The organism is Pseudomonas sp. EMN2, assembly GCF_009650555.1.
GTDB classification, from domain to species: Bacteria; Pseudomonadota; Gammaproteobacteria; order Pseudomonadales; family Pseudomonadaceae; genus Aquipseudomonas; species Aquipseudomonas sichuanensis.
Genome location: NZ_VZZR01000053.1, coordinates 1 through 11,239 on the forward strand (window position 1 = coordinate 1; position 11,239 = coordinate 11,239).

General features: G+C 64.8%; 13 protein-coding genes. 4 read left to right on the forward strand and 9 right to left on the reverse strand.

Annotated features, from left to right (window positions below; translation table 11 throughout):
* Positions 1-615 (reverse strand): AlgP family protein (locus F6X61_RS16505; protein ID WP_218575542.1); only part of this gene is annotated, 615 nt, incomplete at its 3' end.
* Between the two features lie 224 nt (positions 616-839).
* Here F6X61_RS16505 and F6X61_RS16510 point away from each other — a divergent pair.
* The gene (locus F6X61_RS16510; RefSeq protein ID WP_153787511.1) at positions 840-1,499 is read left to right on the forward strand and encodes an FKBP-type peptidyl-prolyl cis-trans isomerase; all 660 of its coding nucleotides are present in this window, start codon (positions 840-842) and stop codon (positions 1,497-1,499) included.
* 1 nt (position 1,500) lies between these two features.
* Here the strand turns inward: F6X61_RS16510 and rsd are convergent, their stop codons facing one another.
* The 7 genes from rsd to F6X61_RS16545 form a co-directional block, all read right to left on the reverse strand.
* Positions 1,501-1,971 (reverse strand): sigma D regulator, encoded by a 471-nt coding sequence (gene rsd / locus F6X61_RS16515; protein WP_153787512.1) that lies wholly within the window; start codon positions 1,969-1,971, stop codon positions 1,501-1,503.
* A 231-nt stretch (positions 1,972-2,202) separates the two neighbouring features.
* The gene (locus F6X61_RS16520) at positions 2,203-2,709 is read right to left on the reverse strand and encodes a disulfide bond formation protein B (RefSeq protein ID WP_153787513.1); all 507 of its coding nucleotides are present in this window, start codon (positions 2,707-2,709) and stop codon (positions 2,203-2,205) included.
* 221 nt (positions 2,710-2,930) lie between these two features.
* A complete protein-coding gene (locus F6X61_RS16525; RefSeq protein WP_125462134.1) occupies positions 2,931-4,169 on the reverse strand; it encodes a heme biosynthesis HemY N-terminal domain-containing protein in 1,239 nt (412 codons plus the stop codon).
* Positions 4,166-5,263, reverse strand: coding sequence for a uroporphyrinogen-III C-methyltransferase (locus F6X61_RS16530; protein ID WP_153787514.1), 1,098 nt, complete (start codon positions 5,261-5,263; stop codon positions 4,166-4,168). The genes F6X61_RS16525 and F6X61_RS16530 overlap by 4 nt, the downstream gene beginning before the upstream one ends.
* 44 nt (positions 5,264-5,307) lie before the next feature.
* Complete coding sequence (locus tag F6X61_RS16535; RefSeq protein ID WP_153787515.1) at positions 5,308-6,075, reverse strand: uroporphyrinogen-III synthase; 768 nt, start codon at positions 6,073-6,075, stop codon at positions 5,308-5,310.
* Entirely contained in the window at positions 6,072-7,013 is a 942-nt protein-coding gene (gene hemC, locus F6X61_RS16540) for a hydroxymethylbilane synthase (protein ID WP_153787516.1), read from the reverse strand. The genes F6X61_RS16535 and hemC overlap by 4 nt, the downstream gene beginning before the upstream one ends.
* A 168-nt stretch (positions 7,014-7,181) precedes the next feature.
* Positions 7,182-7,928 (reverse strand): LytTR family DNA-binding domain-containing protein, encoded by a 747-nt coding sequence (locus F6X61_RS16545; RefSeq protein WP_153787517.1) that lies wholly within the window; start codon positions 7,926-7,928, stop codon positions 7,182-7,184.
* Between the two features lie 298 nt (positions 7,929-8,226).
* Between F6X61_RS16545 and argH the strand changes: the two genes are divergently transcribed.
* The gene (argH, locus tag F6X61_RS16550; protein WP_153787518.1) at positions 8,227-9,621 is read left to right on the forward strand and encodes an argininosuccinate lyase; all 1,395 of its coding nucleotides are present in this window, start codon (positions 8,227-8,229) and stop codon (positions 9,619-9,621) included.
* A gap of 94 nt (positions 9,622-9,715) precedes the next feature.
* On the opposite strand, the gene F6X61_RS16555 is transcribed toward argH, so the two are convergent.
* The gene (locus F6X61_RS16555) at positions 9,716-10,378 is read right to left on the reverse strand and encodes a glutathione S-transferase (protein ID WP_153787519.1); all 663 of its coding nucleotides are present in this window, start codon (positions 10,376-10,378) and stop codon (positions 9,716-9,718) included.
* 145 nt (positions 10,379-10,523) lie between these two features.
* Between F6X61_RS16555 and F6X61_RS16560 the strand changes: the two genes are divergently transcribed.
* Together F6X61_RS16560 and F6X61_RS16565 are read left to right on the forward strand one after the other, a co-directional pair.
* The gene (locus tag F6X61_RS16560) at positions 10,524-10,826 is read left to right on the forward strand and encodes a hypothetical protein (RefSeq protein WP_110996528.1); all 303 of its coding nucleotides are present in this window, start codon (positions 10,524-10,526) and stop codon (positions 10,824-10,826) included.
* A 51-nt stretch (positions 10,827-10,877) separates the two neighbouring features.
* A complete protein-coding gene (locus F6X61_RS16565) occupies positions 10,878-11,123 on the forward strand; it encodes a TIGR02647 family protein (protein WP_153787520.1) in 246 nt (81 codons plus the stop codon).
* Positions 11,124-11,239: the final 116 nt, after the last annotated feature.

The window sequence follows — 11,239 nt, forward strand, 5'->3', positions numbered from 1 at the left end:
CTTGGCAGCAGCAGGTTTGGCGGCCGGCTTGGCGGCGGCAGTTTTGGCCGGGGCCTTGGCAGCAGCAGGTTTGGCGGCCGGCTTGGCAGCGGCAGCTCTAGCTGGGGCTTTGGCGGCGGCAGGTTTGGCGGCCGGTTTGGCGGCGGCAGTTCTGGCCGGGGCTTTGGCAGCAGCTGGTTTGGCGGCCGACTTGGCAGCAGCTTTTGGCGCTGCGGCGCGCAGGTCGAGCGCCTTGCCCGCTGCTTCGCGCACCTTGCCGACGCCCTGGGCCAGTTTCAGGCTTTCCTGCGCATCACGCTTGAGTTGCTGAATATAAGTACGGGTCTGCGCCTGGCGATCCTTGAGCGACTCGAGCAGGCCTTCAAGTTCACCAGCGGCTTTCTGTGCCTTGCCTTGTGCCTTGGCTTTGCCGGCCTTGGCAGCGTCCTGCAACTTCAGGCGGGCACCGTGCAGTTTTTCCTGGGCCTTGCCGCGTTGTTTTTCCAACTTGGCCAACAGTTTCTCGGCATCCGCCAGCGCTTGAGAGCAGGCATCTTCCAGATGTTCGAGCAGGCTGCCCGAAAGTTGCTGAAGCAGGTGCAATGGCGTACTGACTGGCTTCTTTTTAGCCGACATGATTTACCTCCTGGCTGACGAGAGTGCGGCTCATACTATGCTTCTGCTGCTACCGCCGCTAGGGCATGTTGACAGTATCAGTAGCGCCGCGTTGCATGCCTGGGCAAAGTTGTTGTCTTGCAGCAAAAAACAAGTGTAGTTGGTCATTATTGTATTGCGGACATTTACACATATTCCGCTAACAAGGCTGGCATACTTCGCCCTCACTGCAGCAGGACTCGACCATGCCACGTTATCTGATGCTCGGCTTGTGCCTGGCGGCCCCGCTTGCGCTGGCCGCCCCCGAAAGTAATACCGACAACGACCTGGCCTACAGCATCGGCGCCAGCCTGGGCGAACGGCTGCGCCAGGAAGTGCCTGGCCTGCAACTCGATGCGCTGGTCGAAGGGCTGCGCCAGGCCTATCAGGGTCAGCCGCCGCGCATCGACAAATCGCGCATGCAAGCCATTCTGCAACAGCACGATGAACAGGCCAGCGCCGCCGCCCAACAAGCCGAAGTTGACAAGCAACTGGCCGCTGAAAAACGCTTCATGGCCGCGGAACGTGCGCGTGCGGGTGTACACGAATTGCCCGAGGGCATCCTCTACAGCGAGCTGGCCAGCGGCGCTGGCGCACAACCCAAAGCCAGCGGCAGCGTGCAGGTGCGGTATGTGGGCAAGCTGCCGGATGGCACAGTGTTCGACCAGAGCGAGAAACCGCAGTGGTTCAAGCTCAACTCGGTCATCGAGGGCTGGCAGGTGGCACTGCCAAAAATGAAGGCGGGGTCGAAATGGCGGCTGGTGATCCCTTCGGCGCAAGCCTATGGCGCCGAAGGTGCGGGCGACCTGATCGCGCCCTACACCCCCCTGGTGTTCGAGATCGAACTGCTGGCCGTGGCCGACTGAATCAGGCCTGCACCGCGTCCTCGACCTTGTGCGCGTTGTGCAGCACTTCGATCAGGCAGTCTTCCAGCTCGAAACGCTCGTGCAGTAGGCTGCCTAGCTTGCCTTGTTTTTCCGCGAAGCGTTCGGGGTCGGTGCACTCGCCCTTCTCGCAATGGTCGTTGAACGCCAAGGCGATCTGAGTGATGTCATTGATGCGAGGGTTGATCTCTTCTGCCAGCTTGAGGGCTTTCTCGTCGTCGAATGCCTTGGCTTCGGCCACCAACTGCTCACACACTTCGAAGTGCCAGGCCGATACGTAATCGACCAGCACCGCGCAGAACTCTCGGCTCTTGTCCTTGTCGGCAAAGGCCGGCTTGGCATCGCGCAAGGCGCGGAAGGCTTGCACCAATTCCTGGCGCTCCTCCAGCCAACGATCGATCAGCTTGTGAACACCGCCCCAGCGTTCCTGGGCGTTCTGGCAACTATCGAGCATGGCGATCTCTTCCCTTCTGGGTAGATGCCGCTGCACCTCGCGACACAAGTGCGTGGCACAAAGGTGACATCAGCAGGACGGCATCGTGCAGTTGTGATTTCGGTATCCGTGCTGGGAGATTATTCCCGTGCGACTTGGCCTTCAAGGTACGCAGCACACAAAGTTCATACAAGCGTTTAATCCCTTTCCCACACACCGTTGGTCGAGCAATACCTTGCGCATTGCGTTGGATCAACCCGCCGCGCCCTGGCGCAGCCGATACGCCAGTAGCCACGACAGCGGCAATGCAGCGAGCAGCAGGAATGCCAGCAGGCTCCACTCCGGCAAGGTCAGGTCGAGGAAGCTCCAGCTGATGGATACGCAATCCGGGCTACCGAGCAACAGCAAGCTGGCGATTTCGCCAATCGGCAGCTGCAGCAGCTGCGTCACCGGCAGATGGCAATCCACCACCGGCAGCTGCTCGCCTTGCAACCAGACATGCCGCCCGGCCAGCAGCGCGCCGCCGAGCGCGCACAGCAGCGTCAGCCACGCATAACCGCGCAGGCCGCGTACCCCCGGCAAATGAATGACTGCCATCAGGCTGATCAGCGCGTACAGCCCGAGCATCAGGCGCTGGCTGAAGCACAGCGCGCAAGGCACCAGGCCAACGATGGACTCCAGGCGAAACGACGCCACCAGCATGGCGAACGAGGCCAGGAAAGCGGGAAGAAACAAGCTGCGCAAGCAGGCCAGCGACATGGGCAATGGATGTCCGCGAAAGGAAAAAGTGACTTGAAACGGTAGAGGAAAGGGGCGCTTTGTATCAAGGCGCTACAGCGGGGACAAGTCGCTGATTAGCAACGAATCAATGCTGCGTAAGGTAGGAATAATCCGGCGACTGGCGGAGAAAAGTCACTCAACCACATGAAGATGTGAAACAGCTTGCCAAGCCCGCACCAGCGTGCGGGCTTGGCAAGCTATCAGGCCTGAACGCCCTCGGGCAGCGGCAGGGCCAGCAGGCGCTCGTCGAGCAGCCCCAGCCCCTCCTGGAACAACTGGTTGCTGCGCTCGGTCTCGCCCAGCCCGGCCAGCAACCGCGCCAGTTCGGCGCAGGTTTCCGGGTTGCGCTGCAGCCGCAGGCTGCTTTCCAGGTAATCACGGGCCTTGCCCCACAAGCGGTTTTGCAGGCTCAGGCGGCCGAGGGTCAGCAGCAGGCTGGGGTCCTGCGAATGGTCTTTCAACCAGCCCTCGGCAGCCTGTAGTTGCCGCGCCGGGTCATCACCGCGCACCAAGCCGTAAAGGCGCGCCAGGTGGCTTTCGTAATTGCGCTTGAGCGCGCCGAGCAACACCTGCTCGGCCTCGCCCTGGGCACCCAGCTGGCGCAACTGCTCGGCGTAGGCCAGCACCAGCCCTGGCTCCTGGCGCTGCGCCGCGGTGAGCTGCTGCCAGGCACGCTCCAGCGCCTGGCGCGCGGTCTGTGGGTCGGTGCCACGGGTGACCGCCAGGCCAAGGTTCTGGCCCCAGGCGCGCCGCTCGAGCTCTGCCAGCTCGTTGGCCGGCAGCACCTTGTGCTTGCGCAGGTCGGGCAGCAAACGGATCAGCGCCGGCCAGTCATCGCGCTCCAGGTGCAGACGCTGCAGCAGGCGCAATACCTGGGCGTTGTTCGGGTGACGCTCCTGCATGGCCTGCAGCGCTTCGAGTGCGCCCTCGCTTTCACCACGGTCCATCTGCAACTGGGCATGAGTCAGGGCAATGGCCAGTTCGGCCTGGGGCTGACGCTCCAGCGCACGCTCGAGCAGGTTGTCGCGGTCTTCGACACGGCCCTGCTCGTTGGCGGCGCGGGCGGCGCCAAGGTAGTAAAGCAGGGGTTGCCGTTCGGATTCGGCGGCGCGCTGCAGATGGCGCTGGGCGCTGCTCCAGCGCCCTTCGGCCAGGTCCAGCTGGCCTTGCTCGATGGCGATCCGGGTACGTCGGCCACGGTTGCGCCGCGACCAGGGGTTGACCACGCCACTGGAGGTCAGCACCAGCCCGACCAGGTAGCGCAGCACCAGCAGCAACACGACGATGCCGACCAGCGCCCCCAGTGCCGCCCACAGCCCCGACTGATAGCGGAAGCCGCCGTAGGCGATCAGCACGTAGCCGCTGTGCTTGGCGATGGCGATGCCCAGCGCTGCGGCGACGACGATCGCCAGCACCGCCAGCAGGTAGACGCGCTTCATGGCTTGGCCCCTTCAGCTTCGGCCGGCAGGTGGCGACGCTGGATGTAGGCCTGCACGGCGGCCAGGCTCTCGCTGAGGTCTGGGGTCACCACCGACACCGGTTGCTCGGCCAGCTGGTTGAGGCTGTCGAGCATGGCTTTGCTTTGCGGGTTATCGGGGTTGAAGTTGGCCAGCAGCACGCTGCGCGCATCGTCCAGCGCCTGGGTGTAGACCTTGGCTTCGCCGTTGAGCGCGGCCCACTGGGCCTGCTCGATGGTCAGGCTGAGCGCCAGGCGCAATTGGTTGAGCGACTGCCCGGACAGCAGCGGGCGCACGTTGTCGTCGGCGTTGAACTCGATCTGGAAGTACTTGGAGAGCTCCGCCCACCACTGCGACCAGCGGCTGGCGCCGTCACCGTCGGCGGTGAGTGCGCCCATGGCATCGGCGTTACTCTCGAACTCCGGCGACTGGGCACTGAGCTGCTGCACTTGTTCACGCTGGGCGGCGAGCTTGAGGAACAGCCCGGTGCGGTCCGGCTGCTGGGTGCTGTTGAGCGTGGCCAGGCTGCGCGCCAGTTGTTCGCGGGCGGCGAAGGCCCCTGGGTCGCTCTGCTCGCGGAGGATCTCGTCGGCGCCCTCGACCAGCGCCTTGGCGCTGGCGATGTCCTGCAGTGCCGAAAGGCGCAGCGTGGCCAGGCGCAGCAAGTGTTCGGCCTCGGCCAGGCGCCATTCCTTGCGGCTTTCGCCGAGCGCGGTTTCAAGGCGCTGGCTCAGGCGCTGCTGGTCGCCCTGCAGTTGCGCCACCAGCCGCCGACGGTCCTCCAGCTCGCTGGCTGCGGGCAGGCTGGCCAGTTGTGCGGTGAGCTGCTGCTCGCGTTGCTGCAACGCATCGGCCCGCTGGTTGAGCGCTTGCAGGTGCTCGCCCTGGCCCTGTTCGCTGCCTTGCAACTGGCGCACCTGCCAGGCACCCCAGCCGCCGATCGCGACCCCGGCGGCGCCCAGCAGCAGGGCCAGCACCGCCACGCCGCTGCCTGAGCGTCGAGCGGGTTCGGTAGTGGTTTGCGGCGCCTCGGGCACCGATTTCTGTTCAGTGTGGGGCAAGACCGTTTCGCTCACGTATCCATCCTTTGCATGGCGGCGCATCGCTCAAGCTTAGCGCCTTAAGGGGCAGGTACAGCGGTTCGCTGCACGGCTGCCAGCAAGGCCGCGGCACTGGCGCCACGGCAATCCACAATCTGTCGGGCGCCCAACGCGCGGGCCTGTTCGGCGACCCGCGGGCTGGGCACGAACAAGGGCAGGCATGAAAGCCGTGGCCAGTCCGTTCCCGCTATCTGCTGCAAGTGTTCAAGACCCTGCCCACTGCTGACCACCAGGCCATTGAGGCGTTCCCCATCGACGCGGCGCGCCAGCGTGCCCGCCGGATAGTGCGGCAGGCAGCGGCGATACAGTTCCAGATAATCGACACTAGCACCTTGCTCCGCAAGACGCTCGGCCAGCAGTTCGCGACCTCCCACGCCACGGACGATCAGGACACGGGGCACAGGCCGCGCGATGGCCTCGCGCAGGGCCGGCAGGCCAAGCAAGGCCTCGCTGTCATCGCCGCTCGCCGGGAAGGTTACCTGCAGCCCGCGGCCCTGGAGGACTCGCGCCGTCGCCTCGCCCACCGTGAACCAGCCCGCAGGCGGTGGCACGATGCCGGCCTGGTCGAGCTGCTCGAGCAGCAGGCGCGCAGCCGGCTTGCTCACCACGATGATCGCCTGCACCTGGGCGATGCCGCGCAGGCGCTGGAGCTGCGCCGTGTCCGGCTCTATCGCTTCGATCGCCAGCAACGGCAGGCTGGCACTGGCGATGCCCGCCTCTGCCAGTGACTGCGCCAGTGCCGCACAGTCCTCTTCAGGGCGGGTCAGCAGCAGGCGCCAGGGGCTCACGGGTGGCCGGCCTCGCCGTAGACTTCCTTGAGGATCGCCTCGGCGCCCTGGCCGAGCAGGTCCTCGGCAACCTGCACGCCCAGCGCCTCGGCGTTGGCGCGCGGGGCGCGGGCATCGGCCACCAGCAGGGTGCCGCCGGATGGCTGGCCGACCAGGCCACGCAGCCACAACTGCTCGCCCTCGAGCACCGCGTAGCAGGCGATGGGCACCTGGCAACCACCGTTCAGGCGCTTGTTCAGGGCACGTTCGGCAACCACCCGGTCGGCGGTATCAACATGGTGCAGCGGCGCCAGCAGCGCATGGATCTCGCTGTCGGCGCTGCGGCACTCGATGCCCACCGCACCCTGGCCACCGGCCGGCAGGCTGTCGTCGACGCTGATGGTGTCGGTGATGCGGTCCTCGAAGCCCAGGCGGATCAGGCCGGCGGCGGCGAGAATGATGGCGTCGTACTCGCCGGCGTCGAGCTTGGCCAGGCGGGTGTTGACGTTGCCGCGCAGGAAGCGGATCTGAAGGTCGGGGCGGCGCGCCAGCAACTGGGCCTGGCGACGCAGGCTGGAGGTGCCGACGATGCTGCCGGCCGGCAGGGCGTCGAGGCTTTGGAAGGTATTGGAAACGAAGGCATCGCGCGGGTCTTCACGCTCGCAGATGCAGTACAGGCCCAGGCCTTCGGGGAAGTCCATGGGCACGTCCTTCATCGAGTGCACGGCGATGTCGGCTTCGTTGTCGAGCAGGGCGGTTTCCAGTTCCTTGACGAACAGGCCCTTGCCGCCGATCTTCGCCAGCGGCGCGTCGAGCAGCTTGTCACCGCGGCTGACCATCGGCACCAGGGTGACCAGCAGGCCAGGGTGGGCCTGCTCCAGGCGGGCTTTTACGTATTCGGCCTGCCACAGGGCCAAGGCACTTTTACGGGTGGCAATACGGATTTCGCGAGTGGACATGAAACGCCCCGAGCCAGAGAAATGCCGCTGATGATAACAGCTCCTCCAGTTGTGCCCGCAGATTCAGATCAGCAATCCGTGCTGGCCCTTTCGCGGGTAAACCCGCTCCCACAGGATTGCGATCAATCCTGTGGGAGCGGGTTTACCCGCGAAAGAATCGGGAAGGTCTCAGTGCAGCGATTGCATCATCTTGCGCACGCCGGCCACATGGCGCCGGCTGACGGTCAGCGCGTCGCCGTCCAGGCCTTTGAGATAGAGCTGGAAATGCCCAAGCGGCGTGCGTTGCAGGCGCTCGATGCGCTCGCGGGCCACCAGGGCGTTGCGGTGGATACGCACGAAGCGCTCGCCGAACTCGTCCTCCAGCGCCTTGAGCGGTTCATCGAGCAGGACCTCGCCGGCCTCGTGGCGCAGGGTGACGTACTTGTGATCGGCGATGAAATAGATGACCTGCGGCAGGGGGATCAGCTCGATGCCCTTGCGCGTGCGGGCACTGATGTGGCTGCGTGGGCCGCCGGTTTCACCGGCAGGCCGGGTCAAGGCCGCCAACTGGGCGCGATTGGGTTTTTCTGCGCGGCGCAGCGCGTCGCGCAAGGTCTGGGGCTGGATCGGCTTGTCGACATGGCTGAGGGTGCTTTCCTTGAAAGCCTGGCTGCCGTATTCATCATCGCCGGTGCAGAACACCACGGCAGGCGGCGCCTCGCGCTCGCACAGCCGCGCGGCGACCTGCAGGCCATCGAGGCCCGGCATGCCGATATCGAGCAACACCACGTCGGGCTTGAGGCTTTCGATCAATGCCAGGGCCTCCTCGCCGTTGGTGGCGCTGGGCTCCATCACGGTGTAGCCCTCCAGCTCGCCGAGCAGCCGGCTCAGGCGTTCGCGGGCTTGGGGTTCGTCATCAACGATCAGGACATTCATAATTGCGCTGGATTCCTGAGTGAGTCTCGCACGGGTATAGCGTAGACAGGTGTGGGGTGACTGGTAAGCGGTCACGCTACAGACCGGTGCGAAGGCCAAAGATTCACTGGCCTGGCAGATTCACCGCCAGTCCTTTGTCCAACTGTAGACGGTCCGTGGAACACTGCCGTTCAATCGTTGAATCTGCCATGCACCCGCCCTATCAGACGATTCTCTCGACCAGCGCCCCTGCGGTGGCGGGCGCAACCCTGCTATGATCGCGGCACTTTTTTCGTTCACGCCTTCAACGAGTGAATCCATGAGCACCGACAAGACCAATCAGTCCTGGGGCGGCCGCTTCAGTGAGCCCGTCGACGCCTTCGTCGCCCGTTTCACCGCCTCGGTCGATTTCGACAAGCGCCTGTACCGCCACGACATCATGGGTTCGATCGCCCACGCCACCATGCTGGCGCAGGTCGGCGTGCTCAGCGATGCCGAGCGCGACACCATCATCGATGGCCTGAAGACCATCCAGGGCGAGATCGAGGCCGGCAGTTTCGACTGGCGCGTCGACCTGGAAGACGTGCACATGAACATCGAGGCACGCCTGACCGACCGCATCGGCATCACCGGCAAGAAGCTGCACACCGGCCGTAGCCGCAACGACCAGGTAGCCACCGACATCCGCCTGTGGCTGCGCGACGAGATCGACCTGATCCTGGCCGAGATCACCCGCCTGCAGCAGGGCCTGCTGGAGCAGGCCGAGCGCGAAGCCGAGACCATCATGCCCGGCTTCACCCACCTGCAGACCGCCCAGCCGGTGACCTTCGGCCACCATCTGCTGGCCTGGTTCGAAATGCTCAGCCGTGACTACGAGCGCCTGGTCGACTGCCGCAAACGCGCCAACCGCATGCCCCTGGGCAGCGCTGCGCTGGCCGGCACCACCTACCCGATCGACCGCGAACTGACCTGCAAGCTGCTGGGCTTCGAAGCCGTGGCCGGCAACTCGCTGGACGGCGTTTCGGACCGCGACTTCGCCATCGAATTCTGCGCTGCCGCCAGCATCGCGATGATGCACTTGTCGCGCTTCTCCGAAGAGCTGGTGCTGTGGACCAGCGCCCAGTTCCAGTTCATCGACCTGCCCGATCGCTTCTGCACCGGCAGCTCGATCATGCCGCAGAAGAAGAACCCGGACGTACCCGAGCTGGTGCGTGGCAAGAGCGGCCGTGTGTTCGGCGCCCTGACCGGCCTGTTGACCCTGATGAAAGGCCAGCCGCTGGCCTACAACAAGGACAACCAGGAAGACAAAGAGCCGCTGTTCGACGCCGCCGACACCCTGCGCGACTCGCTGCGCGCCTTTGCCGACATGATCCCGGCGATCAAGCCCAAGCACGCGATCATGCGTGAAGCGGCCCTGCGCGGCTTCTCCACCGCCACCGACCTGGCCGACTACCTGGTGCGCCGTGGCCTGCCGTTCCGTGATTGCCACGAGATCGTTGGCCATGCCGTGAAATATGGCGTCGACACTGGCAAGGACCTGGCCGAAATGAGCCTGGACGAGCTGCGCCAGTTCAGCGACCAGATCGAGCAGGACGTGTTTGCCGTATTGACGCTGGAAGGCTCGGTCAATGCCCGTAACCACATCGGCGGTACCGCGCCGGCGCAGGTGCGTGCAGCCGTGGTGCGCGGCAAGGCGTTGCTGGCTTCGCGTTAAGCGATTAGCCGTAGGACCAGTCGCGGGGCATGCCCGCTCCCACGCCTTCTATGAAAGGTGTGGGAGCGGGCATGCCCCGCGATCGTTTCCGGCCTTAGCGCTTGCCGCTTTTAACCATTTCCAGGAACGCCGGCATCGCCACGTCCTTGTCCGCCACGATCCGCGCCATATGCGGGTTGTCGCCCAGCAACCGCAGCAGCGCCTTCGCTTGCGGGAAGTCCTCCAGGAAATCGATGTTCAGCACCTTCTTGCCCACCAGACAAGCCAGGTCCACCGAGAAGGCGAACATCAGGTCGGCGATAGTCAGCTGCTCACCCGCCACATAAGGCGCGAACTTGCCATTGCGCTTGAGGGTGGCAAAGCCTGCCAGCAGGTCGGCCCGCGCCCGCTCCTTGATCAGCGGCTCCACCGCCGCGCCGAAGAACGCCTCGGCATAGCAGGTACGCGCCGGCAGCTCGATATACAGCTCGATTTCCCTGAGCAGCTCACGGACCTTGGCCTGGCCGAAGGCATCGGCGGGCAGCAGCGCCTTGCCGGGCTGGGTCTGCTCGATGTAGTCGAGGATCACACCGGTCTCGCTGAGAAGACCATGCTCGGTCTCCAGCACCGGCACCTTGCCGCGCGGGCTCACCGCCAGGGCCTGGGGCGCCTGGCCGCCGAAGAACAGTACCTCTTCGAACGGCAAGCCTTTCTCCAGCAGCGCCAGCTTGACCATGTTGTAGTAGTTGCTGACCGCGAATCCATGAAGCTTGAGCATTGAGACAGCCTCCAGGCCGTGTGGGGATGGCCGGGCTGTTATAGCGCCCTTACCCAACCATGGCCAGCGTCATGGGCGCGGTCGATGGCCGGGCATTGCCGAAGCGGGCATGGCACACTGTGCGCCTCACCACAGGAGCACCGCCATGAGCGAACCCCAAGACATCGACAGCAATGATGAAGAAGACTTCGCCGAGGCCACACTGACCCAGGCCATCGAAAACCAGATCGAAAGCGGCGAACCGCCCGCGGCCAAGGCCACGTTCAACAAGCTGACCCTGGTCGGCTACGAGCGTGAAGACATCCTCAACCTCATGGCCCACGTGCTGGCCATCGAGATCGACGCCATGCTCGACGAAGACCGTGCGTTCGACACCGAGTGGTACGAAACCGCCCTGCGCGCCCTGCCGGAGCTGCCACCTGAGGCGGATCAAGGCGACATCGAGTAACCCTGACTACACTCCTGACTTCATCCTTGTCTGGAAGTCAGGAGTCGCCCTATGTCCTTCACCCCCGAACTGATCGCCGAACTGGAAGTACTCGCCCTGTTCAACCTGGGCAATCACCAGGAAGGCATCAAGGTTGGCAGCCATGCCTCCCCCGCCCTTATCGCCGCTGCCCAGCGCCTGTATGAAAAAGAGCTCACCGACCAGCCGGATGGTGGCTACCTCACCAGCCTGGGCAACGATGCCGCCGAAAGCGTCCAGTTGCTCCTGACCATCCTCAAGGCGCCACAGCCGGCCTGATTTCGCCAAGCCCGCCCTCACGTCTCGTGGGAGCGGGCTTGCCCCGCGATATGCCGCAAACAGGCGCTGTAAATCTGACGCCAAAAAGCCACCAACCCCTTATCCGACCGCATCAC